This window comes from Escherichia sp. WS2035, from assembly GCF_046487065.1.
GTDB classification, from domain to species: domain Bacteria; phylum Pseudomonadota; class Gammaproteobacteria; order Enterobacterales; family Enterobacteriaceae; genus Escherichia; species Escherichia coli.
The window spans coordinates 36618-62252 of record NZ_JBJQKD010000016.1 but is presented as its reverse complement, the minus strand read 5'-3'; the positions used below and the strand labels follow the sequence as shown (position 1 = coordinate 62252).

The window sequence follows — 25635 nt, the reverse complement described above, 5'->3', positions numbered from 1 at the left end:
ATGGCTAAAAACCCTATCTCAAATAAGGCAGATAACGACCGGATTCAGATCCGGTCTTTCTGGATATCCGAAAGAAAAGCACCCTATGTTTATAGTTTCTTGAAAAAAACAGAACTTTCTCATAGGGGTGACCAACTGGATTTAATTAGGTCGGCTATTAGTACCGGGTTGGTATTGAATAATTTATTTCCTGACTTGGCAAATTTTATAAATGGTTTAAACGAAAGATTAACACTTGCAGATCTTAATAGGTTTCTGAATGATGGAAATACTATAGATACTGAACCTAAGCCTCCTATTAATGTATTGCTAGAGAATGTCTTAGATCAAAAGTTTAAGGAGTATTTAACACCTCTACAATTAGATAATTCAAAGCAGGATTCTGTTTCTGTAAAAGAAACCTTCCTTGTACAAAAGGAACATGCCTGCTTTGGTGTGAAGATTGAAAATGAGGGAAGCGATACCTCTATACCATCTGAAAGCCCACTTTCTTCAGATGCATCCAAAATTTCAAAAGAAAAGTCCATTTCCGCTGTGGTGCCAGTGCTAGAAAAAGTATCGGATGAAAATCAAACCGCCTCCATAAGCATAAAATCTAAAGCTAAGGCAAACAAGCGACTGGCAACTTTGGCAAGATAGGTGAGAGACAGTACAATCGACTTCTGAGTTCCAACTTGTCTTACCAGGAAAGCCAGCATACTTGCTGGCCTTTTTTTTGTTATAATAATTTCAGGCTTCACCTGGGTATGTAAAATTACTGTTAATGAAACGGTATTTTAGGTTAATTTGGGTGCTGTTACAGGAAGTGCGGATTTTTCCTAAATTTGTAAAAAACCTAAGAATTATCTTAATAAATCTGGTACTTAATTATTATTTTACTTATAAAGTCTCTGTGCTTTAATGGTTATGTAAGGATTTTTTGATACCCTTATACCCGATGGACCTAAGGTCACTGACAACGATGTTCATGTAGAATCTTCGTTTCTGTAATCCCTTTTGTTCTTGTCCCAAATGTTTGATTATTATAATAAAGGCTGATCGAATGCTATCTCGCAACTCACTAATACATGGTTTACGCCGAGACCAGTTAATCGGAGTTCTGACTATTTCAGAGTTTCCGGTAGTTATGGTAGAAAGCCACTTCATTCAGTCTGAGGTTATGGGAATAAAACCCGTAATTTTTAATATTGATGAGCTTCTTGTTTCTATATCCCCAATTTCCTCTCTTAAGTTCGATTGGGAGTGGGCCCCAGTTGATACAATACTCATTGAAGTTATCATTCCACCTGTAGAGTCAGACCTTGTAAGTGCAGAAAATGACTTCCTCCGTGATTCTGGTATCGGCCATATCCAGTGCGAGCCTGGCGGAGCATCAATACGACGTACAGTTACCTTCGTTGGTGGAATAACCGCTGATAACTTACTGTATCAGTTGAGGCTTATGTGCGTAAGTGCGTTAAAACTTTTAGGAGAGGAACTGGGGGATGAAGTCTAAGATTAGATATGTTTTATCTGGTTTTGTTGTGATATGTGCATTTGCTGGAGTTTATAAAATCCTAAACAATGTTCCGGTTAAACCTGACCTTTTGGACTTCACTGGAAACACATTTAAAAAGACATCACTCTTCCTGCCATGTGATAAAAGCTCGCCTTCTTTAAACATTAAAATTGCTGATAACGAGAAAATCGTGATCAACGGCATCGCTTCAAAAGTAACTTTTGTTGAAAAGGCTGACCCCGTCAAAAGCCCTGGTTTTTGTGATGATCTTGATCTAAACAATTCTCGCCTTGTACATACGGCATCTTACAGCATGGTGATTTCTGAAACCAAAACAGGATATACACTCTCAAATTTCAAGCATCTTGCCGATGATGAATCATTAGGTGGTATGTGGTTTTATCAAAAGTGACTTTTTATATGGCAACTTCAGACTTCTCTCTTAAAAACCATAATGTAAAAGCTTTTGGTCAGGATGCAGCACTTGTCATTGAGATGAACAATGAAGATGTTAGCTCATCAAAACCTTCACCTTTTTCAAATGAGATTGATAATTATTATCTTACATTGCACGTCGCTCCGAGGAACGCCAAAAAAGATTATGACTGGGGCTCAAACCGTTCTGTACTTCTAAAATTGTCGACGAATGAAGTTATGCAGATGGCATCTGTATTTCTTAGAATCATGCATACTTTAAAAATTGATAAGAGGAAAACCTCACATCATGGCCACGTCGTATACAAAAATATAAGCGTTACCCCAAACGAGAGGGGCGGTTTGTTGTTATCAGCAGGGATAGTTCCAGTCGATAAAGACGGCTTAAAACCCTTCATGCACATGGTCCCCGTCTCACAAATGGACTGCGTTAAAATTGGCCTCTACATACTTGGATATCTTGCTCAAAAAACGCCTTGGGTAAGCTCCGAGTCTATAATTACCGCGCTTCGCTTATCTGAAGCCAAGAATTCAAAATAGCGTATTAACATACGGTATACATGGAAAAATACAGGTTTTTTTAAATATTATACGAACGGATATTTCTGTTTTTCATCGTAAAGTGAGTTTAATTTTGCTCAGAAAAACAGGTATTCGTCATGAGAAAATCAGGTTTAGGTTTAGCCCTGTTGTTTTCTTTAATTGCTCCGATTAAAGCGGTCTATGCCGAAGCGATTATGATTTCAGGAAAGCTACAGGCTGATTTGCCAGCCGTATCCTTTGACCCGGGGCCGGGCGACTTTGTTGCATACGTTAATTCTAACACTATCACTGCCTCAGGTGCAGGCACAGCCTGTAATGTAACGGTTGATGATCGAGCGACTTCCTCTGTTGATAACCTCGTTTGTTTTTTTGAGTGGTTACCCAATACCTTGGGATTTACTTCTAACGGTTTCACTCTTTCAGGCGTTCCCAACACCACCGGTGATTTAAAACTACCTTACAAGATTTCTTACTTCTCTGGTTCTGAACGGAAAAAAGTTGAAATAGTAAAAGGTGAATATTCAATCAAAAGTGTGGCACCGGTAAAACCTACTATCACCGGTCTTAAATCATCCCTGAACGGATTAGTCTATGACGGCTTTTCTTTCAAATCGTATTTAAAGGATGAAGCGATCAAAGATATCGCTGTTTCTGTTGAGCCCCGCAATTATATTCAATACATCTCAATAGGTTCAGGCTCCGCCTGTGAAGTTCCTATTGGCGGAACTTCCTGTACCATTGAAGTTGGAAGCATTAAGGCCAGTGATACAGATGAACTTTTGGGTTCACGTGATATCACAATTACAGCAAACTCTAAGAATAATTATTTCGCACCTCCTGAATCCAAAAAGCTTGTTGTTAACTGGGATTATCGGCCTCCTGTAGTAGACCATACACTTTGGAATTTTACCGATGAGGCTAAAACAATCAAAGTAGGTGGCCAGGACATCTATACCGGAGCCAAAACCGTTGCTGTGGCCGTTAAGGTACCCCAGCAAGAAACAGAAGGTGAATGGTGGCTCCCAACAGCTATGTCGCTCACTATGACTCCGGATGGCGTGTTTAAACCGACGACTAAAGTGACTTTAGATGATGGCACTGAGATTGATTTCAAACAGTCCTGGGCAACCCCTTTACGTAGAACTTTACAGCCGGTAAGTGGACCTCAAAAAGTCGGTGATGAGTACCTCTATATCTTCGACTTAACGGATCTTATAAACGGGTCCTACGCAGCGACTTTTACAGTAGAAAATACGAGCAAAAACTCTTCTACGTACACTGAGCCTGAAAGCAAACTGATGCTGTCTGATAACCCAACGCTTATGGTTCTCAAAGATGGGCAGGTATTAACTAAACGAGCACCCGTATACTTCCTGAACGAGATTATCGTTGCAGCTTTCCAGGGGCAGGCTGGGGTTGCTGACATAAAATCAGTAACAATAGACAACAAAGTAGTTTCGTTAACACCTACAAATTATAGAGGTATTTACTACCTGCCGGTTGGAGACGATTTAGCAGTTAATTCGGATCACGAGATTACTGTGGTGGCTGAAAACCTTTATGGAAAAAACGTTAATTTCAGTACCGTTTTCACTTATCAACCTACTGGATTCACTCTCAAGAATCTGGAAAAAAACGTAACTCTTTACTCGCGTGTACGTCAGTATACGGACCTGCTTAGTCAAACAGCTGGTGATAAATGCACTCTGTTTACCACAGAGGAAAATGCGAATGCTTACCTCGCCTGGTATGGGGAAAAATCAGATGTTACAGCATGCTACCCTCAGTGGAACAATGTCCCTGATGGGTTGGAGTTCTATTTTAAAGGACGTACCCCGGGTCTAACTGGATTCTTTAATAAAACAGGTGAGAATCTGCTCGACTATCAAGTCTATATGATTAACGGGAAGGGCTCTAAAGCGGTATCCGCAAGGAATCGCCGTACTCTGACCACACAATTACCATACAACCCGATCATCTCTTACAAAAAGAATAAAGTCATAGCTGGCATCAATCCGAACACTGCTCTGGCTTATACGACCGGGGGGGAGGCCGCTCGAATATTAGCGAAGGTGGTACCAGCTGACGTTACGATGATCGTCTCTCAAAACGGCTCTGAGGCTGTCAAAACGTCATTTAAAAATCGTTCCTCAAACAACGATGCAACGACCTTTGTACAAAGGGTTAAGGTTGCTGCTGCACCATTGTGGACAAAGAACGTCTTTGACATAGCTGTAGAATACTCAAAGGATCCAGAATTAAGAACTACAGACACACTCAACGTATATACGGTGCCTGATTTCAATATTCGAGCATCGATGGAAGTGGATGACAGAAAAACAGCCACATCTCTTGAAGTGCCCTTAAAGGTAACAGTGGGGCGTTATAACAACTCCACACGTAAAAGTGCATTTGACCGTAAAACAATGGGAGAATGGGACGTCACGATATACTCGCAAAAAAGTGTATACGGCAAAGATCCAGAAACAGGCCGTTATAAAACTACATACGAAAGAACTGCGCTGACTGAAGCATTGCCGGTCAATGATGCGGGCATTGTCGAAACCAAGATTAAAATTGAAAATATGGATCTGGGTAATATGCGTCTGGTTGGTGTGGCTAAGGTCAGATCGCCATTCTCTGATTTTGAAATGAAACGTGAGACCAGTGCTGTAGGCATTCGAATCTATAAAGGTGAGGAACTGGAGGGTAACCTGTCGAAAAGCCTTATTATCGGAAGGATCCCACTTAGTACTCTGGTAAGCTTCAAATCTGCCAGTACTGCTAACTCTGACGCACTTGCCCCCACCGAATGGCAGCAGTCCTCTGATAATGGTCAAACCTGGAATATGCTTTCCGACATGACCGGAAAGAGAAGTGTAAGTATCAAAAAGACAGAAGTAGGAAAGTGGCTTTATAGGGCAAAAATGACCAATAAATTCACATCTAAGGTTTCCTACACAGATGCCTTAACGGTAGTTACCTACAAGCAGCCTAAGCTCAGTATAGATGTGACAGACATTCTTCAGGGCTCAGATGTACCTGTAACCCTGCTTGATAACGATGAGCCTATACCAGCAGGCACCGCTGAGGTTCTCTGGTCAGAGGATAAAGTCAACTGGGTGCAGGGAGATACAACTTACACTGTGGCTTCAGCTGATACCCTACCGTCTACGATTTATGCCCGGATGCGTTACCTTGATTCCGATGAACTGGCAGAGGAGTCTTCATGGAAGGAAACGTCTGCTCGGTTGGCAGCCGCAAAACCCAAGCGCCTTTCTGTCTCGGTAACGGGGGTTTCTAAGGTAGAGGTTGGTCAAAAAGTTACTTTGGAAGGTAAGTTCACGAACCCTAACAGTAAGTACCAGAATGGTAATAACGTAGTTGAAGAATGGAAAACACCGGATGGCCAGACATTTAAAGGCTCTACACTGTCTGTTACCCTTACTGAGCAAATGTTGGATAAACAGGGATATGCTGCTTTTGAATACAGTGCATGGTTAGCGGACAATAAGGAGAATACGGTTTCTACCCGTAGAGTTTCTGTCAAATCGTGGGTTTATAAATTCCCCGAAATGAAAATAAGCTCCAAACTTAAATACGACATGGCACCGACCACCCTACGCGTTGCGTTGAGCGGTATTAAGGATGGAGACTATCCTGGTGTTACTTATTCCCGAGAATGGATTTACGACAAAGAGAATCTGGTAATCACTAAAGATGAAGGTGACACCAAAGAATTTACAATTGAAAATCCTGGCAAATATACATTGATGGTTGTTTTCAAAGATAACCGCAACAATGAACAGCGTATCGAAAATACCTTTGTTGTCGATGAACAAACGCCAATGAACGTTGAGATGACACCCAAGTTCTCTAACAAATATATGAGAGCTCCACTCGATGTAACCTTAAGGTCAAACATCAAGCTATCTCATTCGGCGGACTCGATAGATACGGTCACATACAAGGTGAACGGTGAGGTAATACCCAGCGGCAAAAATTATTGGGCTCAACTGATTTCGGGTTTAAAAGAAAAGAAATACGAGATCACAATTGATGTTGTTAGTAAACTTGGACAGAGAGGTTCAGCATCTGTTGAGTTTGATGTCGTTAAAAACGCAGTGCCTAATTGTACATTGAGCTACACGGAAACCAACCTAAGCTGGAGCTTTACCAATAAATGTGATGATACTGATGGAAAAATGGTTAGATATGAATGGTTCATCAACGGCGAATTAAGGAACGTTTTCGGTAGTACGGCTACACTTTCTAAAAACCTTAACCGTGGTAAGCAGGACATAAAAGTAATTGCTTATGATGATAGTGGAGACTTTGCAACGCAGCACGTGACAGTTTTCGGACCGGCTGAAGAGGCAAGTAAGTCTGAAAACACTGTATCAATACCAAGCAGTGAGTAATAAATTTTTAAATATAAAGCCGGGACATTTTGTCCCGGCTTTTTTATGCCCAACAATTGGACCTTTGAAAAATTAATACCGGAAAGTAACTTTGCTACAAAGGTATCTTTCATGGCCGCTAACAAGGCTGCGTCTACATGCTGAGAAATTAACATCCTTATAGGTTAATATTAGGTTAGTTTGCAGACTTCCGAGCGTTGAAAAACATGGATAATAGTTACTTGGATAGAGGTGTATCTACTTAGTAAAAATATTCTTCAGTGCTAGTGAGAAAAATATGAGCGACTACATACCTAAAAAGAGAGGGCTGCTTATACTGGATTGGTATGTCCCCATTAATATTTTATTGCTGATTCTCGTTATGTGTGTCTTTTTCACCCGTTATACATTTGGATACGGTTTATTGAATGGGTGCCTGCCTGCTGATTTTTATATGATTGATCATTCGGATAAAACTATTAAAACTGGTGAACTCATAGCTTTCAACATGCCGAAATCGGTTCGTTTTATCCCAGAAAATGAACGAGTCATAAAAATTGTTGCCGGTGTGGGCGGTGACAAACTCAAAGTAACAATGGATGGGGTTTATAACGGGGACAAATTTTTTGAAGCTAATGCACGTCGTATTTCAAAGAAATACAGTATTCCGTCCATTTTGATTGAAAAAGAATTGATAATTCCTGAAGGCGAAGTTTTCCTAATTGGGCAAACCGATCACTCATGGGATTCCCGTTTTTGGGGAACAGTAAAGCTGAATTCAGTAATTGGGAAAACATATGCGATCTTTTAATGTAAATAAAAAATATTTACCAATACTTCCTGGACTTGCGTTATGTGCAGTTTTAAGTAATACAAATGCAAGCACTGAGTATCAACATGATGCTGACCTAATCGCTCAGCAAGCAAAAGGGCTTGGCGCTCAGGCTAAAGGTGCACAGCAGCCAGATGGGGCTCTTAGCCTTGATGCTACGCTAAATTCACCAGATGTGCAGAAGTACATTGCGCAAGCTGAAGCACTCAAAAAAAACCAGGACCTGAGCAGGCAAACAAACCGTGGTTACGTGCCCGGTATGAATGCGGATAGTGTTCAAGCAGTTATAGACCATACCCAGGCTATAAGGGCCCAAAGTAATAACTCTGATGCTGTCAACGATATAATTAGAAGACGTGATGAAATTCAGGAAAACGCCAGCCTTAATGAAGCGGCTCTGAAAGCTGTGGAAAATAAGCCGGAAGTCATGCGAGGACAATCTAAAAATATCGAAAAATTGTTTGGTTCCTCGGGCATCACAGCTGCTGACTTCGAAAGAAAAATGGATAGCACACGTGAAGAAGCACTATCAACTGAAAATGGTATAACGATCTTTGCTTCATTTAGCTTACCGGATTATGTACTGGAAGACCTTTTACGTACGGCCTCAGAGCATAAAGCTCGTGTAGTTTTCAATGGTCTAAAGAAAGGAACTACTCGGCTACCAGAGACACAGGCAGCAATAAACCAAATGATTGTCAAAGGAAAATTTGAATCTCCTTTGATTACAATTGATCCTGATAGCTTCAGTCAGTATCAAGTAACTCAAGTACCGACAATTATTTCTCGGGAGCAAGCTCGTTTTGCAAAAATGGTAGGGTCCTTCAACGTTGAGTTTTTTCAGCGAGAACTTGCTAAAAAACCCGATCAGGACATTTTTCCTGTTGCTGGTACGATTTATCCCGTTGAAGAAAAGAGCATCATTAAAGAACTGGAAGAACGCGCACAAAAATATGACTGGGAAGGTGCAAAAAAAAGGGCCGTTGCGGACACCTGGAAAAATCAATGGATGGTCGATCTCCCTCCTGCCCAGGAACACAAAGAATTTTTAATTGACCCTACAGTGAGGGTCACTCAGGACGTAAAAGATAAGCAGGGCCGTGTAATAGCTTCCGCCGGTGAGTTGATTAATCCACTTTCGAGATTTCCTCAAAACCTGACGATGATAATTTTCGATCCACTCAATCCGGGCCAGCTGGTATGGGCTGAGCAGCAGTATCGACAACGTCTGGGTAGTGGAAAAGTAATGCCAATGTTTACCCGTATCCAAAAAGATAATGGATGGGATCACCTAAATGATTTACGTGAAAAATTTAACGGTAAGGTGTTTAAAGTAAACGAACAGATTATCTCACGCTTTCAGATTAAAAATACACCTGCGCTTATAACTACTGACCAAGATAAATTCCGGATCACCCTGTTTAGCGAGGCAGAAGTCCGTGGAATCGGAGCCCCAAATCTTTCAGAGGAAAAATAATATGAAACTCGGATTTATTATAGGCGCTCTCTTTGCAACATGGCTGACGCTAAATTATCCGGACCAGATGAGAAGTTATTTTACCAAAGCCGTCGACTATATCGAAAGTGTTGCAACATTTATTACATCCAAGTGAGCATGATGGTGAAAAAATTCAAAAAGTTACTTTTAGAGTTCATTGTAGCAGTTATGCTTTCGCTTTCTATACCTGGTATGGCTATGGCAGCAGATGCTGGAGTCCCTGGGGCTATGTGTCAGTCAGCTGGAGTGTGGCAGGGCTTGATTAAGAATATCTGTTGGAGCTGCATTTTTCCCATGAGGATAATGGGCATAGGGGCTGCTCCAGAAGGCGCTGCACCTTCACGTCCGGGTTGCTACTGCACAGATCAGAACGGCGTACCGGAAATAGGTTGGCAATTGAGCTTCTTTCAGCCGGTGAAGATTGTAGAAGTTGTAAAGAGCCCCTGGTGCAGCCCCTTTCTTGAAGGCGCGATGCTTCAAAAATCGCAGTTTGATATTGGTAAAAGCAACACTAATCAGCCAATGACAGCAACTGAAGCCGGATTTTACGATGTTCATCTTTGGGAGTTCCCAATCATGACAATGCTCAAATTACTGATTATTGGCGAGTGCACTGCTGAACCCTATATAGATGCCAGCCTGACCTATATAAGCGAAGTGGACCCTATGTGGGAAAGTGATCTGCTTACACTCGTCCTGAATCCCGAGGCAGTAGTTTTTGCAAACCCAATTGCCTCAATGGTGTGCGCTGCTGACTGTGTAGCAGTAACAGCAGGAAAGGATAATCTCGCTGCATACTTTTGTGCCGGATGCGATGGCAACCTTTACCCATTAACCGGCCACATTTACGCAAATGATGACGCTGTAAGGACGAGTTCACTGATTACCCAGCGTCTTCTGACAAAACTACATCGCCAAGGCATGCTGATGCGAACGATGGGAGCAGACGCAATGTGTGAGAAAACGTGGGAATACTTTACACCACGTTCCCAGTATCGGCTTTCAATGCTTTTCCCTACTCCTGAGGCGAAGGGACCGGATTGCTGTCATCGTCTTGGTGATTCGGTACACGACTGGTCAACCCTTAAAGGTGGGCGCAAAAAAATAGGCAACGATAATTATGTCTATATGTTGTGGCGTTACAATGACTGTTGTGTTCGCTACGTTCCAGGCGTTTGATTTCTAAGGAGAAAATAAGTGAAACTTAGAAAAACAATCACCTCAGCGATTATTGCATCAATGGTTGCCAATACTATGAGTTGGGCTTTTTATGTCACACTCATAAACATGGTAATGACACCACGTGTTTACGCTGCTGACGCTATATTTGACCAGCTCGAAAATAATTTTAACCTTGCAAATCCTAACGCAAATCGCAATGCAACCACCAGTGCTCAGGACATTGTGGAGAAATACAAGAACGCGGATTCAGGCGAGAATGTCAGTGGGAAGATCACCGAGAAATACGTGGGTAAAGCCGAATCCGCTAATCTTAATCTCGGGAAGTATGGGGCAGGGAACTCTAATGAAAGTGTCATGAAAAATGCCGCATCCGATGGAAAGTCTATTGGTAGCGCCGTACAACTGCCGAGTATGTCTGGAGGGACAATCAATTCAAACTACACCAAGGAAGGGGCAAAGCTGCTCTCTCGTGATGCTAATGGCAACATTGGTATAAGCAGTAATCCCAATACTACTCCTGGAACCAAAACAAATACGGGAGAGATTTTCAGCTCAGAGCAAAAGCACAGCGATATAAAGTTCAACGCCGCAGATCGTTATGGGGATGAGGATGGCTTTGTTAACGATATAAAGAATCGGAAAAGCCAGTTATTTGATGCTCAAAGTTATGATGGCGTTGCCTACCGCACCCTCGTAAATGCTAACAAGGACAACCCGGCATCGTCTGTAAAGCCTAACGATCCCATGTTTACTGCGGGGAGAAATGAGATAACCAATGCTGTTGCTGGTACTGGAAACTGGCTTCAGAACTGTAATGTTGAGACCTCCAAAAAAACAGTAACCACACACTATCCTGATTACAAAGAGTTCTACTGTAACTCGCCTAAGCAAGATAACTTCAGCAGCTGCACGATAACTCGTGACTTCTCTGTTCCTGTATACATTTCAGGCGGAAACGGAGACATGTCGATGTGCGGCGATAATTGTGTGCGTATATGGTTTGGTCGCCGTGATGACAACTACTGGAGTGACGGGGTATTTGATAACGAACTGACATTAAAATTCCATCCGGATGCAAAATTGGCCTCAGCAAAGATTGTTAACGCGGAGTGGGATGACCACATGCGGGTAACACTTGATGGCACGCAGATTTTTGCTCACATAGATGGTGCATATCGAGAAAGTGACTATCCGGCTCCAAAGGGATCTTGGGAGTTAAAAAAATCGTGGAAACTCGACAAAGTATACGATGTAACTGAAAAGGTCAGAAAATCAGTTTATGAAGAACCTGATCGTGAAGTGACAATGGCATCCAGAGTCTGGGTTGGTGGGGGAGGTGAAGGGTACTTTGAGGTTGAGCTGACGTTTGAAAATATGAAGCTCGAAGATAAGCACGTCCAGGAACCAGCTGGTTGTTACGATGCTGTACAAACACCAAATACATTCTGCCGTTTCGATCGGTTTAAAGATATGGATGTTGGCACGAAGCGGCTTCCGGAAAGCGTGCTTTCTATGGCAAAGCCGCTGTATGAAGGCGATAAAGGCTTTCTTACCTGGAAGACTAACCTTGAAGGCTATTTTTGTGATCCATTGGCTAAAGACAAGATTTGCTCTTATGACGCCAGTGGGAAAATTATGAAAGACGCTAATGGAAAGGACCTCTGTTACAACTACGAAGAAATTAAGAGTATGCCTGATGCATGTAGTTCTTATAAAAATGATGCAGCATGTGTACTCGATAAACAAACATGTGCAGAGGGTTGGTTCGATGAGGGCACTAACAGCTGCTACATGTATGAACAGAAATACACCTGTGACAGAGGTAAGGATGTAGTTCGTGAGGTTGAATCTTCTACAAATGCCTGTGTTGGCATGATCCCATGTTCTGGAGGAACATGCGAAACTGGGCCAAAGGAAGAGAACAACGATTTTGGAAAAGTTGCGGCTTATTCAAACATGGTTCAGTACATGCAGGGCGAAGCCAAATGCGAAGACCCTAACGATGCCAATTCCTGTTCTGTCTTTGAAGGAAAACCTGAATGGTGTGGTCGTTCAGTAGGCTTTGTAAATGGCCTGGCAAAGACGGACTGCTGCGAAGCACCGCAGGGAACCGCAGGAGCACTTGAAGGTATCATGCTTGCCGGATCTATGATCAGAAACACTAACTGGACCAGAGTTAATGCTCAGCTAATAAAATGGACCGGCGGTGATACAGGTACATGGGCTTCTATGTCCAATGCGGTCGGTGAGTGGACTGCATCAGCTGGTAAAACAGTAGGGCAAATGTGGAACAATGTCACGAGCTCCTTAACGAGCGTATATGAAAACGTCGCTGGTAATCTAAGCAGGGCAGTTGGGTCTTCCGCAACTTCTGGAGGGGCAGGAGGTGCTGGCCAGTTGGCACAGGAAACAATGTCCAGCTTCGGTATAGGTCAGCTTAAGCAGATGGCAATGAAGAAAGCCTACGAATTGCTACCAGATACAGTTCGAGACTTTGTCTTTAAGAACGTTGCTACTACCGGAGGAGAGGTTGTCTTCTCGGCTGCGGTTCAAAACTTTATGCTTGCATTAAACGTGATCGGTTGGATTTATACAGCCTATCAGGTCACTAAAATGCTTTTAGAAATGTTGGTAGCATGCGACCAGAAAGAGATGGAAGCTTCTATTCATAAGAATCAAAAATCCTGTTTTACATTAGATACGGAACGATGCGTCAAATATCTGAATGTTGGTTTCACAAAGAAATGCGTTAAAAAAGCAACAGACATGTGCTGTTATAATTCCATGTTGTCACGCGTTATTATGCAACAAGCTTATCCGCAATTAGGAATAGACCCTGTCGCCTCTAATTGCGTGGGGCTATCAATAAAGCAAATACAGCAACTGGATTTCGATAAAATTGATCTGACGGAGTGGATTAATGATGCAGTTCAGGTAGGAGAAGTTCCTGATCAATATTCAAAATTCTCCGAAGAATCAATTGTGGAAAACTTACCATTCCAGAATGAGAACTATCAACTTCCATCAGAACGTACCAAGGAAGCAATGGGCGGTGAAGAAAATATGATAAAGGCCAGACAAGAAAATGCTCAGGCTATAAAAGAGGAAAATGTAGATTGTAGCTATTTACCTCGACCGGCCATATGTGAGGTAGGTTCAACTACGCTGGATCCGGTTACGGGCAAGCAGTTGCCGAAATATTGAAGAAGGGGCCGTTAGGCCCCTTTTTTAATTACTTGGCTTTCAATGTTTTTTCTGGGAAGCCTTTTTTACCGTATTCACCGGTAAAGAGGTAATAATCTTTTCCGTTGATGGAGGCTGCAACACCCCCTGGAGTTGTTGTATTTGGGCTATCAGAACGGAAAATGATACCCGAAAAATCAGCGCTTGTTTCGTTTCCTTTAAATGGGATGAACACATAACGAATTACAGCGTAATCACCAGCGGGAAGGTTTAGCTGAGGAATTTCGGTTCCTGTTGCGGGGCGAATCGCCTGAAAGCTGTACATTGAATCTGTAGGGAAAACATCAGCATCAGGCTTAGAGGGCAGATCACAGGTACTCCATTTATTGACGACTGCCATATCAATTTTACATGTGGCCAGAGCTGCTTTCTGTTTTTCAGGGTTGTATCCAAATGAGGCCTGAGTTGCTTTTGTATGCTCAAAAACATACTTAGCTCCTTCACGTACCAAACTTTCATCATTGTAAGGCAATTTTTTTGGATTGGGGACGAACACTAGGTATTGATTGACCTGGATGTATTCGGCGTCAGAAGAACTGTACAAAGAGCCGAGGCTCATGATCCCAAAACCTTTTAGACCGCCTGTTACGTAGCCCATCGAACTATTGATGAGATACTTAGAAAGAAAGTTGTCGGCATCCCCTCCAGGAGTAACCTCTTGCTCCTTAAAATTAACGTCGAAACCAGCAAACGAATAGGCATTCTTGGCGACAGAATCATTTGCTTTAGCATGCCAGTACTGGCCGTGACTGTACGCATTCAGAGCGGTGCCTGGCGTAGTGCCGGTGTCACCGGCACAACCCGATAGGGAAAAACCAATGACGACAGAAGAGACCAGAGATACTAAACGTAAAAGTTTCATTTAAAGCCCTTTTTGTAATGTCTTTTGGAGATGGAACCATTATTCCATAGTCACGCGTTTCACAAACAACCTGATTGCATAAAAAAGGAAAAAAAGTGATTTCCAGTAGAACCAGCAGTACACAAGAAAAGCGCTTTTATAAAAATGTATAATTATTAAAACGAAGTAATGAGGTTGAAATGGGTAAGCCAACAGAAGAGCAAAGACCTGTTATCGAGAATGCTAGCGCAAACAATATGGTGATAGCAGCGCCTGGATCAGGCAAATCATTCACCATGATAGAAGCGGTTATATCGATTCTCAAAAAGTATCCATATGCAAGAATCGGGATGGTGACCTTTACTCGCGCTGCAACAAACGCACTTGCAGCAAAGTTACAAAAGCGATTGAGCAAGAAGGATCTTGACCGGGTGCTGGTGGATACTTTTCACGGACTCGTTAAGAAGCAACTGGACATGATTCGCTGGCCGGGAAAGATGTTGATAGGGCCAGCACAGAGATCTGTCATTCACCGGGCTTTGAAAGAATCCGGTGTAACGATGAAGTTTGCTGAAGCTGAATTCGTTATTGATGCTATCGGCAGAGAAATGGATACGGATGTGATTTCAGTTCGGCATAACAGACAACAGATCCATTTATTTAATACCTATCAGGCGTTATGCCAGAAAGACCATGTGGCGGACCTCAATGCTCTTTCAAAATTTGTTGTCGGTCAAATGCATTCGGGAAAAATGCGCACGTTAGATTTGACACATTTGATAGTAGACGAAGTTCAGGATACTGACTCTATACAATTCTCATGGATAGCATTGCATACAAGAGCTGGAGTCTATACGAGTATAGTTGGAGACGATGATCAGGCCATCTACTCCTTCAGATCCTCAGGAGGAGTCAAAATATTTCAACAGTTTGAAAAACACTTCAGACCTAACATATTTTACTTAAACACATGCTTTAGGTGTGAACCTGAAATTTTAGAGGTGGCCGGAGCACTGATAGGAAAGAATGTTTACCGTTATGCCAAAGAGTTACGCTCGGCAAAAAAGGGAGGAGGAAAGGTCACTTTTCGTTCATATGTAGATATGGAGGAACAGATACAGGGTATTTTAAGCCTTATAAATCAGGATCCACATGGATGGGCAATTCTAAGCCGCAATAATGCTCACTTGGATGAGCTAGAAAGTTTGATCGAACAGCCAGTAATTCGTTACGGAGGTAAATCATTCTGGGATGAAAAAGAAACAAGCGATGTGTTAAGCCTTATGGCCTTTTTCCGACAATCAAATGATCCTCGCTTAATGAAGAGAGTATTGGCATTGTTTGGAGAACAGGAATCAGTTTTGGATGATGTGGCATTGAGTATGAGAGGAAGAAAAGTTACTTTTGGCGACCTTGCCATCCCGGAGGACAGTTCTCTCGAAACAAAAACATTACATTCAAACTTCGTGCGCTTTACCCAGGAAAGTACTGATAAAGTTGAGATAGCAAAACGTTTCGCCAACCTTACGAAATGGATGGAATCGTCGTCAATCAAGATGAGGAGTAATAAAGGTACAGCAACCTTAACAAAAATTGCTTTAGACACTTGTAAACAGTGGGCAGAAAAGACTGGTTGGATGAATATGATCAATCGTGCTGCTGCAATGTCATTAGGCCCTAGGAAGAAGGACGAGGAATACAGCCCAGAGAAAGTAGTCCTATCAACCTTGCATGGTTCAAAGGGTCTTGAGTGGAATAAAGTAATAATAATGAGTTGTAATGCGGATCAGATACCAAGTAAAAGATCAGTTGGGGAGGAGGCAATAGAAGAAGAAAGACGTTTGCTTTATGTTGGATTTACGCGTGCAGAAAAGCAACTTTTTGTAATGTGGTATGGTGACCCTTCTTTCTTTTTAAGAGAATGCAGTGAAGAAAAGATAAAAGAAGCAGCTAATATTCGAATTTCTCCAGTTTATACAGAATAATTCGATATGGGCATTTACTTATGCTTAAAGCTATAGTATAAAAACAATGAGCTTAAATATCAGCTCCCAAATTTGAGTAACTTTGCTTAAAGTTACTTTCGCGTTAAGCGTTGATTTAGCCGTGAAAAGCGGCCAGCTTAAACAAGCTGTAAGACACCACCGGCAAAATGTCACCTTTGTCGCTGGTGCACTTCCCATGCCTGAAAAAGGCAATCTGAATTTACCAAACCGTAACTAATTTAGCTCCTCCTGGAGCTATTTTTGTTGCGTACTTCTAATGCCAGATAGTATAAATCAGGCGGTTCATAGCTTACGGGAGATGAATGACAGGCTTTGCCTTCGTGTTGAAACAAAAAATTGTTTCTTCCTTCTTACTATATATAGGTGACCCCAAATGTCTAAAAATAAAGCTCGCAGTAAAGCCCTTCATCAAACCTTTAGTGAAATTATTCCAGAGATGGATAAGGCGCTAAACAAACAGCTCTTAGAAGTTCTGATGAAATATACAGAACGTGATAATGAACTGATTGTTATTTTGAATGAGGACGGCCCAAATATCATTGAACTTAAGTCTCTTAAGCCTGTGTCTTTGTTGGCCGAAAAGCTTTCTGCTTATTCAAGCTATTATCATGTGGATGTTGTGGAGCTCGTGGTCAAGAAAATTGATTTCGAAGGAGCTTATAAGCTTCTTAAAGCTTCCCCAGATGTACCACTTTTTAAAAGCTTAACTGAACTGGATAAATATCTTGTTGAGGAGTTTGAAAAATACGGATTAAATTCATTTCTTGACGTGGATAATCTGGATTACTCACTTGAAAAAGCCAGTGAACTCAAAAATGAGCAGTTAATAAATTGGGTTTCGGACATCATTTGCAAACGTGAAAAATTAACTTTACGTAAGCGTTTTGATGTCGCAGTAAAGGCCCACTACGAAAATGTAGAAAAAATGTATGATACCATTCGTCCGTTAATGAAAAAACTGGGTTTCCCAGAAGATCTCATGACGCACACCTTTAGTGAGTTAAGCGTTTTTGAAACTAAAGGATGGGACCATGCAATAAAATCGAAAATTGAGACTCTCGCTAAGCGTGAAACTCAATATTTAGATGATGCGGCTAAAGCAGAGAATCGACGTCTTGTAACAGAGAAGTTGGAGAACTCTTTAGCGATTGCACCAACTAAACCAACAAGAAATTGGTTACATATTGCCGGAATTGCCTGTTTGGTAGTCTGCACGTTCATGTATGTAACTAATAAATTTATTTAATCCTGTTAAGGGGGAACCCTAACGGGGCTTCTCTTTGAACAAATCGAGGAGCGGAAAATGTCATATCTTGAATATATCAATGAAGTAAAAGTGTCCGGGATAGTTATCAGTGCTGTGGAGAAAAAAATGACTGACCAGAGTATAGGTTTGTTAATAAAGCTCAAAAATAGGATGAAGACAGAAGTTGATGGTGAAATCACTGAGAGAGAATTTTCAGTTCAAATCAAGGTGTCGCCTGAAATGTATTCAACCTGTTTCACTGGTATAAATCAGGGTGATGAGTTGATGGTCTCCGGTTATATTGTTGTCGATACTATTATGATTGAAGGGAGAGAACATCCTCTTGACTACATGAGAGTGGTAGCAACAAGTAAGTTGGCTCACATACCTAAACCTCTAAAAGGTTTTGGACAAAGTAGCTTTAATCAGATCTGACATTAAACCCACCCTAAAGGGGAGAAATCCCTTCATGGGATTTCTCCTTTTGGAGTCCCCATGAAACAAAAATTTAGGGCTACTGCAATAAGTAGTAATCAACTTAGTTTTTTTTCTATACTCGATATAGATGAAGATGAAATAACGCAAATAGTTGATTCACCCAAAGAGCATTTAAATGATGCTTACACGTCCGGATTAAACTTTAAATCAGAAGAAAGTAACATTTCTGAGATAAATTATGATTCTGAAAGGCGTGAAAATCACCTTTATGAAAAATCCAAATTACTTAAAAATCAGATTTTGCATACAATTAATTTTGCAGCAGAAACAGATTATCTATATACGGTTGAAGAATATAACCCAGATTTGGGTGGTCTGGTAATAGAATGGACCCCTGAGGATGTGTATGTTGTTTTTCTATCCGCTATGGAAGAGTCTTTGGAAATCATTAAAGAACTAGTGTTGAGGAGAAAGTTATTCTTCAAAGATGACAATGGTAATATCACAGTGAATCCACTTTTAGAAGCTGAAACACGGTGGTATATGTCAAAATCATTTGAATACACTTGTTTATGTCATGGACTTGATGCATGTGAATTTAGAGCGGAATTAAAATCATGGCTCTATTATCATTCGCATCGTTCGATTAGTGAAAACACGAAATTAGCTGAATGCAGGAATGATGATGAAATCATTTTGCATGATTGCAATGACGATATGGGCTGGGACATCTTCTTTGATCAGGATTATTTAATGTCAGAAAAAAAACTGGCTGTTAAATGGACTGACAGGGAAATTATGGATGTTTACATAAAAGCTTTTAAATCCACATTAGAGTTGTTTGACGAGCTTGTTTCATGTGATCTGTTAACTAAACGAAACGCTTTTGGCAAGTTAGAAATCAATCCAATATTCGAAAATCATTTTGAATGGATCATGTCTGAAGCTTTTGAAATAGTGGGAAATCATCTTGGTTATAATGTGCCTCAAATCAGGAAACTGATGGCAACTATTTGCCAAATGAATCTCAAATAAAATGCCACTGGCAAACATCTGCCAGAGGGCGGTGTTTGCATTTTACCGGAGTTAAAAATGTCTAATGCCGCTATGAAGTTAAATGAAACATCTTCTGATGCTTATGAAAAATTAGAAGCTCTTCTTTCCCCGGATGTTATAAAGTTAAAACATTATGTGGATAAAGGTGAGTATCTTTTAGTTCTAGCAAAGGACCTTTTTGGTATTCCAGAAATGGATCCAAAGATGGCTGTGCCTGTTTTCAAAACTAAAACCTCGTATCGAGCTCCGCTGAACAAAGACTACATACCAAATCCCCGAATACTTGAACAAGTGGTTAAACTGCTTATCAGTCCGGATATAGATTTAAGTGTGTGTCTTAAAGGTGAGTCCGGTTCTGGCAAGACTGAAATGGTAATGTACATTAGCCACATGATGAATTGGCCGCTGACAATTAAGCAGATCAACAGCAATATTCGAGTTGATGAGCTTGAAGGTGAGCGCAGTCTTAATGGTGGTAATACAGGTTTTGTACACAGCGATTTGGTAACGGGATTTCGTAATGGTCACCTCATTCTTCTGGATGAAGTGGACAAAATCGATCCTGATACGGCAGCAAAACTTCACATGCCCATTGAACGTAAGCCCTGGTCACTCAGTGCTAATGGTGGTGAGGTTATAACTGCTAATGGCTACACGCGATTTATTGGTACTGCAAACACAAACATGAGTGGAGGCGCTCGCCGGTTCGTTTCTTCTCAACGTCAAGATGCAGCTTTTATAAAGCGGTTCTTGATAGTTGAAATGGAGAAGCCCGACAAAGTTGCTTTAACCAATGTGCTTACTAAACGATATAGCTCTTTGCCTTTTCAGGTCATTGAGAAGTTCGTAAGAGTAGCGATTGCAGTAAATGACTCTGGTACAGAAGACAGTGTGATGGATATTCGTCAATTAGTAGCTTGGGTTGGCACGTCGATGACGTTAAAAACCTTTAGTCTTCTTGACACTTTCAAAATAGCTTTTGCTTCTGCTTTACCTTTACATGTGGTCGATCTTGTTCTTCAAGCTATAGATCTTTCTCTTGGCGAAGACAAGGATAAATCGCTGGAGTATTTCACAGCAAAAAAGTCGAGTTAGATGGGATTTGTTATGAAACCTCTGATATTTGTATCTCAGAGTTATCCCATCTTGAATTTAGTGCGTTTTTAAGTACGGATGGTGCTGCTACCATTGCTATAGCAAAAAACGGAACTAATTTTACTGGACTTATGCAACTGAATAACGACTATTCTTTATTGTTTTATCATGATGGTAAAATAAATATGGAAGGTCTGATTAAACAAATGGAATTAAAAGGTTATATGTATCAGGGAGCAATGGGCAATGATGATGTTGTTGCTGAGTTTCCCGGTATTCTTTTAATTTCACCAGAGAAGCTTTAATATCAACCCTATCGGGAAATCTTTCCCGTTGGGGAGGGTTTCCCCTTTTTTTTGGAGAAACCCATGACTTTAAATACTTCAATGCTTAACAAAGTATCTGCAAAACAAATCTCTGAGAATTTTGCAAAATCATATCCAGATTTACTGGAAGGTGCAGTTATAACAAAAATTGAAATAAGTGGCTGTCAAGGATCGCGTCGAACCGATAAAATCGATTTGTCTTATGATGGAGATGATATTACGGATCAAAAAAGCGTATCTAAAAGCGAAGTACGCTGGATTGACATAAAAGCCCTTAGCTTCAAAAGTACGATTACCAGCAGAATATCAACTCTTTGCTCACGCTTGTGCATCCGCTATAGCAATATGTGGATTTTACCAGTATCCAGTATGGAAGAGTTTCTGGAAGGGGCCCAAGAGATTGAACGAGAGTTTCAGGCAGGTATTCAAAACGTTGTAGACAATTATGAGATGCATATTGAGGCTGAAAAAAATAGAAGCCCAAGAATGTCTTCTTTGATTGATCAGTTGAAATTAACTAAAGATGATTTCATAAAATCCTTTAGATTTAATATTGCTCACTTTATTCCTTTTACGCCTATTAGCGTTGAAGGTGATGAAACCCAGGACTACTATCAGGAACAATTGATAACAGATCTGGCAGAAGAAGCAATGAAGGTTTATGAAAAAATTAGCAAAAATAACAATTTGCGCTCAAGTACTATTGACCGACTGAAGCAAATGCAAAATAAGATCATTAGCTTCATGTTTATACATAAAGAGGCGGCAGTACTTGCAGAAGCTATAAAACACATAATGAATAATTTACCTAAAGGTGCCATTTCTGAACCTCGCGACGTTGCGGTGTTACAGCAGTGGTTTTATTTCATGAGTGATGCTTCAATGTTAAAGCGTATTATTTCAGGAGAGCAAAAGGTTACTGACTGGTTGGAATCTATTACCAGATCATTTAATCAAAGCTCACAAACAGAACCGAACGCGCTACAGAACACAGGTATTGAAGCTATTTTAGATTCAACAAATGTGTTCCAGGTTGAACCTGTCGTAGAGAACGATATAAATAACAGCACGTTTTCAAACACTGATCCTGTAGCTGAACCTGAGAAATCAGTTTCGCAACAGGAAGACAATGTTGAAAATGGTTTTGATATCGAGCTCAAAGGCTGGTAACTGTTTGCTTTATTAAAAACCCCAGATGGGTACTTCACCATCTGGGTGAGTACCCCTTTTTTATAAAGAGGTATTCTATGAAATTAGATCTTAAATCATCACCGCGCCATATTAAGCGTTTACAGAATATAGCAAAAGTCATTAGCGGCTTAGGCGATGTAAGAGTTGTAATAGACGACAATACCAAAGGACCGTATTTTGATCCTGTAAATAAAGTTTGTGTTTTACCAAACGGCGATTATAGCGATGATGACTTTGTCAGTCTGATTGAAGGTTTTACCTGTCATGAAGCTGGTCATGGTCGCTATACCGACAGCGAGGTTTACAGTGACGCCTTTAATAGTGTTCTCAAGTCATCTGAAGGGTTTACACGCTTCGATGACGGAATGAATGCAGAGTTTGAGAGCCTCGCTGAGAAACGTAAAGCTTATAGCAGGGCAAAACGTCTTACCGGGCTTATAAATCTGTTCGATGATGTACAGATGGAAGAGAAGGTTGGTAACGATTATCCGGATGCAAAGCGGCGGCTTGCAGCCACTTACGCACTGATGGTTAAAGCCGGAAGGATGACTCCTGATATATCTTCTCGTCCGGAAAATCCTGTCCTATTTATTGAGTGGTATCTGCTTAACTCATTGCGAGTAAAAGTCCTTCAGCAGGCAGGTCACAAAGAAACACTCGATCCGTTTTTTGACTATGCCCAAAAGATACTTTCTCCAGTAATTTCTGATGTTGAGGAAATTTTTCATGATGCTCTTGGTTGTGAAAATACTCAGGGCTGTGAATCCCTTGCTCGTAAGACCCTGGCTCTTTTAGAGAGACTGCGGGATGAGGCAAGGGAACAACAGCAGCAGACAGAGCAGGAGGAGCAGGAGGCATATGATGAATCCGAGACCGATACCGATACCGATACCGAATCAGAAGATAAATCGCTTGAGTCGACTGATAGTCGTGAGGATGATTCTGAGGACGATAGTGAAGGTCAGGCAGATACTTCCGATAACTCTGATCTTGCTCAAGAGGGATGTTCTGAGCCTTCAGAACTTGCTGAAGATAACGAGGGAAATAATGAACCCACCGGTGGCAATCCCACAGGTGATAACATTATTGAAGACGATACTGATGCGATTAACCCTTCCGAGAGTGAATCAGATGAAGCCAGTTCGACTAACGTTGAAGATGAAAGTAACTTTTCATCGGCTCAATGGGAGATACTGGCAGATTTGTTGGATGCCTTTCTTGGCAGTGATGAGGATAGCGAAGATTATCACGATGCTTTGGCTAAAGAGATTGAAGGTATTGCATCAAAAGTATCCGATGACGTGAAAGCCGAATTCGGTGCTTCTGAATGGGATATCCCTGATCTCCTTATCGATTTGAATGTTTACAATGAGGCTTTGTCTCTGAGTCATTCAATCGGTAGCGACTTGTCTGTTTTACAGCAGGTTAAAATGCGTGGCCGAAACAAAACTCATGAGCGTGGAATTACCTTCGATGGAAATCGATTAATTCTGTCACCAATGGGAGTTCGTGATGTCTTCAGAGCTCAAAGCGAATCTAAAAATAGAGGGCATGTTGGCCTCGTATTAGTTCGTGATATTTCAGCGTCAATGGCTAATGATGAAAGATATATTCATGCCATTAAGTCAGATCTTGCTTTATCGATGGCCGCTGAAAGTTTGTCAAAAATGCATGTCTCCAATATAGTCTTTCCCTTCAAGGAAAGTGAATTTGAGATTATCAAAACGTTTGATCAAAGCGTTGAGGAATCTCTATCGAAATTCACTCTTGGATGTAAGGGTTATTATACCCCTACGGGATCGGCTTTAATGGCAGCTGTTGATCTGTTACTTGACAGCCAATTCGATAGGAAAATAATTTTTCTTATAACTGATGGTTATCCGAATAAATCGGAATTTACTATCGGCGAAGTTATGGAAAAGGCTAAATGTAATGGAATAGAAATCGTTGGTGTTGGTATTAAGACTGATGAAATAATTGGTTTTGAAACGGACACTTTCGTAACAGTTGATGATACTTCTTTATTGTCTATTGAAGTCAGTAAGCTAGTTCATCAAATACTTTCTTAATAAACTCTACCCAATCGGGGCAAAAGGCCCCGGTGGGTCTTTTTGCTCCATGAAGGAATAAGGAGCAAAATATGACTCAGATAAAAACTTACCGTGTAGAACATGAAAAAGTCGGTGCGATGCATAAAGTCCGTATTTTCGGACGTGTTGGTGAAGTTATAAGCAATGATAGCCCTCAGGAAAGAATCTTCCGCGAAGTCACTATAGCGGAGGGTAATAGCCAGCAGGCTGCGTTACTTGTAGATAACTACATACAGTGTCTTGAGAATAATGGCTTCACGACTGAAGCATAAATGTTGAGGGCCCCCGGGCCCTCTTTCTTAAATTCTGCGTTGTGGGTTTCTCCCTGTCTTCTGCACCGCAGAAGGCATTGAGAAACTCACAATGCCAGATAAGAGAGATCATCATGACTTATGCATCCCCGGCTCTTCGTCGTAATCCACAGGAAGTATCTGAACACTTTATTAAACTCGTTCATGCTCGAATTGCTGAAGTGTCTGGCTGGAAGTATATATTCGAAAGAATACCTGCTTTCAAAGACGCTTGTGCAAAAGCCCCGAGCCAGGTTCCTTGCCCGTTTACTGGCGCAGGGAAATCGAAGTTTCGTTTCCGACAAAAAGACCTTTATACCGGATGTGCGATCCATAATGACTTTCCGGTAAATGAGTTTTGCGACGGAATTGATGTTCTGGCGAAATATTATGAATTAAGTAAAACGCAGACTTGCAAAAAGATTCTCTCAGATTTTTTCGGGATGGATCTGCATGCTCCGTTAACTGACGCCGACATTGAAAATGAACGACGCTATAAATCAGCAGTTCGTGCCACAGAAACTCTTGACCGAGAGGAAGTGGCAAAGCGAATGCGAAAACTTGATGTGATGTATCACTATACCGGTGAAATCAAGCCTAATACTCCTGTTGCTTTGTACCTCCGTAATCGTGGGATCTCCCGCTTACTGAGTCACTTACCAAAGGATTTAGGCTTTAATAACCGGATCTACTATTGGGATAAAGATAAGCAGAAATCGATTATCTATCCGGGAATGATTGCGATCTATCGTGACACCCGAGGTCGGCCTCTGACTATTCATAGAACATACGTAGACAAAAATGGTGATAAGGCACCTGTAGAAAATCCAAAGCTGATGATGAAGCCTCCTGCCGATATGACAGGTGGCTCAATTCAGTTGTTTGACCCTCACTATGATTCAGGTAGTTCGACCTGGACACTGGGAGTGGCTGAAGGGATCGAGAACGCGCTTTCTGTTGTAGAAGCGACTTCAACACCATGCTGGGCAGCCAGCTCCGCATGGTGCCTTGAAAACGTTACTGTTCCTGATTTTTTACTGCCTCCGCCGGATGTAAAATCTATAAACTTTTATATCTGGGCGGATAAGGATATTGCTAACTCACAAGGCACTCGTGCCGGTATTGAAGCTGCTCAGCGACTTCAAAGCCGCATGGTTGAGTTTTTGGCTAAACGATATCCCGCATCAAAGCTGACAATTGAAGTCTTCGAACCAGCACAAGATATTCCTGATGGGAAAAAGGGTATCGACTGGAACGATGTTCTCCAGTTAACAGGGCAGGATGGATTCCCGATTCACTGGGCTCCTGAATGTCTTAATCAGCTGTAACAACGATAACTCCCCCGCTTTTTGCGGGGGGGGTTATCTTATCAATATTATATTTTAAAATTGTATTGATAAGATAACCGCTTTCCTTCGTGATAAT

At 41.3% G+C, this 25635-nt stretch carries 20 protein-coding genes; 19 read left to right on the top strand and 1 reads right to left on the bottom strand.

Annotated features, from left to right (window positions below; all coding sequences use genetic code 11):
- The 9 genes from ACJHX4_RS21675 (at window position 1) to trhN (ending at window position 13592) form a co-directional block, all read left to right on the top strand.
- Window positions 1-639: a hypothetical protein gene (locus tag ACJHX4_RS21675; RefSeq protein ID WP_001107537.1), complete on the top strand. Its 639-nt coding sequence runs from the start codon at window positions 1-3 to the stop codon at window positions 637-639.
- Window positions 640-1042: 403 nt separating this feature from the next.
- A complete protein-coding gene (hdtA, locus tag ACJHX4_RS21670) occupies window positions 1043-1495 on the top strand; it encodes a H transfer determinant A (RefSeq protein WP_000952689.1) in 453 nt (150 codons plus the stop codon).
- On the top strand, window positions 1485-1910 hold the full coding sequence (locus tag ACJHX4_RS21665; protein ID WP_000836980.1) for a hypothetical protein: 426 nt from the start codon (window positions 1485-1487) through the stop codon (window positions 1908-1910). Before hdtA ends, ACJHX4_RS21665 begins: the two co-directional genes overlap by 11 nt.
- An 8-nt stretch (window positions 1911-1918) precedes the next feature.
- Window positions 1919-2473, top strand: a complete 555-nt coding sequence (locus tag ACJHX4_RS21660) for a hypothetical protein (RefSeq protein WP_000235777.1) — start codon at window positions 1919-1921, stop codon at window positions 2471-2473.
- 119 nt (window positions 2474-2592) lie between these two features.
- A complete protein-coding gene (rsp, locus tag ACJHX4_RS21655; RefSeq protein WP_001232107.1) occupies window positions 2593-6897 on the top strand; it encodes an IncHI-type conjugal transfer protein RSP in 4305 nt (1434 codons plus the stop codon).
- Between the two features lie 277 nt (window positions 6898-7174).
- Entirely contained in the window at window positions 7175-7687 is a 513-nt protein-coding gene (trhF, locus tag ACJHX4_RS21650; RefSeq protein WP_001286759.1) for an IncHI-type conjugal transfer protein TrhF, read from the top strand.
- On the top strand, window positions 7674-9185 hold the full coding sequence (locus tag ACJHX4_RS21645) for a TrbC family F-type conjugative pilus assembly protein (protein WP_001256133.1): 1512 nt from the start codon (window positions 7674-7676) through the stop codon (window positions 9183-9185). Before trhF ends, ACJHX4_RS21645 begins: the two co-directional genes overlap by 14 nt.
- A 144-nt stretch (window positions 9186-9329) precedes the next feature.
- On the top strand, window positions 9330-10385 hold the full coding sequence (gene trhU / locus ACJHX4_RS21640; protein ID WP_185681280.1) for an IncHI-type conjugal transfer protein TrhU: 1056 nt from the start codon (window positions 9330-9332) through the stop codon (window positions 10383-10385).
- A gap of 18 nt (window positions 10386-10403) precedes the next feature.
- A complete protein-coding gene (gene trhN, locus ACJHX4_RS21635; RefSeq protein ID WP_000776705.1) occupies window positions 10404-13592 on the top strand; it encodes an IncHI-type conjugal transfer protein TrhN in 3189 nt (1062 codons plus the stop codon).
- Window positions 13593-13620: 28 nt separating this feature from the next.
- On the opposite strand, the gene ACJHX4_RS21630 is transcribed toward trhN, so the two are convergent.
- Window positions 13621-14493: a hypothetical protein gene (locus tag ACJHX4_RS21630; protein WP_000771832.1), complete on the bottom strand. Its 873-nt coding sequence runs from the start codon at window positions 14491-14493 to the stop codon at window positions 13621-13623.
- Between the two features lie 179 nt (window positions 14494-14672).
- Here ACJHX4_RS21630 and trhI point away from each other — a divergent pair, with 179 nt between their 5' ends.
- The 10 genes from trhI (at window position 14673) to ACJHX4_RS21580 (ending at window position 25538) form a co-directional block, all read left to right on the top strand.
- Window positions 14673-16457 carry an IncHI-type conjugal transfer helicase TrhI gene (gene trhI / locus ACJHX4_RS21625; RefSeq protein WP_042634277.1) on the top strand — a complete coding sequence of 595 codons (1785 nt, stop codon included), beginning with the start codon at window positions 14673-14675 and terminating at the stop codon, window positions 16455-16457.
- A 394-nt stretch (window positions 16458-16851) separates the two neighbouring features.
- The gene (locus tag ACJHX4_RS21620) at window positions 16852-17724 is read left to right on the top strand and encodes a hypothetical protein (protein ID WP_000041927.1); all 873 of its coding nucleotides are present in this window, start codon (window positions 16852-16854) and stop codon (window positions 17722-17724) included.
- A gap of 57 nt (window positions 17725-17781) precedes the next feature.
- A complete protein-coding gene (locus ACJHX4_RS21615) occupies window positions 17782-18159 on the top strand; it encodes a hypothetical protein (RefSeq protein ID WP_000120822.1) in 378 nt (125 codons plus the stop codon).
- A 60-nt stretch (window positions 18160-18219) separates the two neighbouring features.
- Window positions 18220-19197 carry a hypothetical protein gene (locus tag ACJHX4_RS21610; RefSeq protein WP_042634278.1) on the top strand — a complete coding sequence of 326 codons (978 nt, stop codon included), beginning with the start codon at window positions 18220-18222 and terminating at the stop codon, window positions 19195-19197.
- Between the two features lie 57 nt (window positions 19198-19254).
- Window positions 19255-20313 carry an ATP-binding protein gene (locus tag ACJHX4_RS21605; protein ID WP_000063335.1) on the top strand — a complete coding sequence of 353 codons (1059 nt, stop codon included), beginning with the start codon at window positions 19255-19257 and terminating at the stop codon, window positions 20311-20313.
- 131 nt (window positions 20314-20444) lie between these two features.
- Complete coding sequence (locus ACJHX4_RS21600; protein ID WP_001176647.1) at window positions 20445-20618, top strand: hypothetical protein; 174 nt, start codon at window positions 20445-20447, stop codon at window positions 20616-20618.
- 63 nt (window positions 20619-20681) lie between these two features.
- The gene (locus ACJHX4_RS21595) at window positions 20682-21809 is read left to right on the top strand and encodes a DUF3150 domain-containing protein (RefSeq protein WP_000174395.1); all 1128 of its coding nucleotides are present in this window, start codon (window positions 20682-20684) and stop codon (window positions 21807-21809) included.
- Window positions 21810-21886: 77 nt separating this feature from the next.
- Window positions 21887-23899, top strand: a complete 2013-nt coding sequence (locus ACJHX4_RS21590) for a VWA domain-containing protein (RefSeq protein ID WP_046788423.1) — start codon at window positions 21887-21889, stop codon at window positions 23897-23899.
- A 71-nt stretch (window positions 23900-23970) separates the two neighbouring features.
- Window positions 23971-24192, top strand: coding sequence for a hypothetical protein (locus ACJHX4_RS21585; RefSeq protein WP_042634307.1), 222 nt, complete (start codon window positions 23971-23973; stop codon window positions 24190-24192).
- A gap of 113 nt (window positions 24193-24305) precedes the next feature.
- A complete protein-coding gene (locus tag ACJHX4_RS21580) occupies window positions 24306-25538 on the top strand; it encodes a toprim domain-containing protein (RefSeq protein WP_000220381.1) in 1233 nt (410 codons plus the stop codon).
- Window positions 25539-25635 lie beyond the last annotated feature (97 nt).

Coding starts and splice junctions, on each gene's coding strand:
- trhI (WP_042634277.1), top strand. CDS start 14,673: ATGGGTAAGCCAACAGAAGAGCAAAGACCTGTTATCGAGAATGCTAGC.
- hdtA (WP_000952689.1), top strand. CDS start 1,043: ATGCTATCTCGCAACTCACTAATACATGGTTTACGCCGAGACCAGTTA.
- ACJHX4_RS21605 (WP_000063335.1), top strand. CDS start 19,255: ATGTCTAATGCCGCTATGAAGTTAAATGAAACATCTTCTGATGCTTAT.
- trhF (WP_001286759.1), top strand. CDS start 7,175: ATGAGCGACTACATACCTAAAAAGAGAGGGCTGCTTATACTGGATTGG.
- ACJHX4_RS21665 (WP_000836980.1), top strand. CDS start 1,485: ATGAAGTCTAAGATTAGATATGTTTTATCTGGTTTTGTTGTGATATGT.
- rsp (WP_001232107.1), top strand. CDS start 2,593: ATGAGAAAATCAGGTTTAGGTTTAGCCCTGTTGTTTTCTTTAATTGCT.
- ACJHX4_RS21630 (WP_000771832.1), bottom strand. CDS start 14,493: ATGAAACTTTTACGTTTAGTATCTCTGGTCTCTTCTGTCGTCATTGGT.
- ACJHX4_RS21620 (WP_000041927.1), top strand. CDS start 16,852: ATGTCTAAAAATAAAGCTCGCAGTAAAGCCCTTCATCAAACCTTTAGT.
- ACJHX4_RS21615 (WP_000120822.1), top strand. CDS start 17,782: ATGTCATATCTTGAATATATCAATGAAGTAAAAGTGTCCGGGATAGTT.
- ACJHX4_RS21590 (WP_046788423.1), top strand. CDS start 21,887: ATGAAATTAGATCTTAAATCATCACCGCGCCATATTAAGCGTTTACAG.
- ACJHX4_RS21645 (WP_001256133.1), top strand. CDS start 7,674: ATGCGATCTTTTAATGTAAATAAAAAATATTTACCAATACTTCCTGGA.
- ACJHX4_RS21595 (WP_000174395.1), top strand. CDS start 20,682: ATGACTTTAAATACTTCAATGCTTAACAAAGTATCTGCAAAACAAATC.
- ACJHX4_RS21600 (WP_001176647.1), top strand. CDS start 20,445: ATGCAACTGAATAACGACTATTCTTTATTGTTTTATCATGATGGTAAA.
- ACJHX4_RS21660 (WP_000235777.1), top strand. CDS start 1,919: ATGGCAACTTCAGACTTCTCTCTTAAAAACCATAATGTAAAAGCTTTT.
- ACJHX4_RS21610 (WP_042634278.1), top strand. CDS start 18,220: ATGAAACAAAAATTTAGGGCTACTGCAATAAGTAGTAATCAACTTAGT.
- ACJHX4_RS21580 (WP_000220381.1), top strand. CDS start 24,306: ATGACTTATGCATCCCCGGCTCTTCGTCGTAATCCACAGGAAGTATCT.
- ACJHX4_RS21675 (WP_001107537.1), top strand. CDS start 1: ATGGCTAAAAACCCTATCTCAAATAAGGCAGATAACGACCGGATTCAG.
- ACJHX4_RS21585 (WP_042634307.1), top strand. CDS start 23,971: ATGACTCAGATAAAAACTTACCGTGTAGAACATGAAAAAGTCGGTGCG.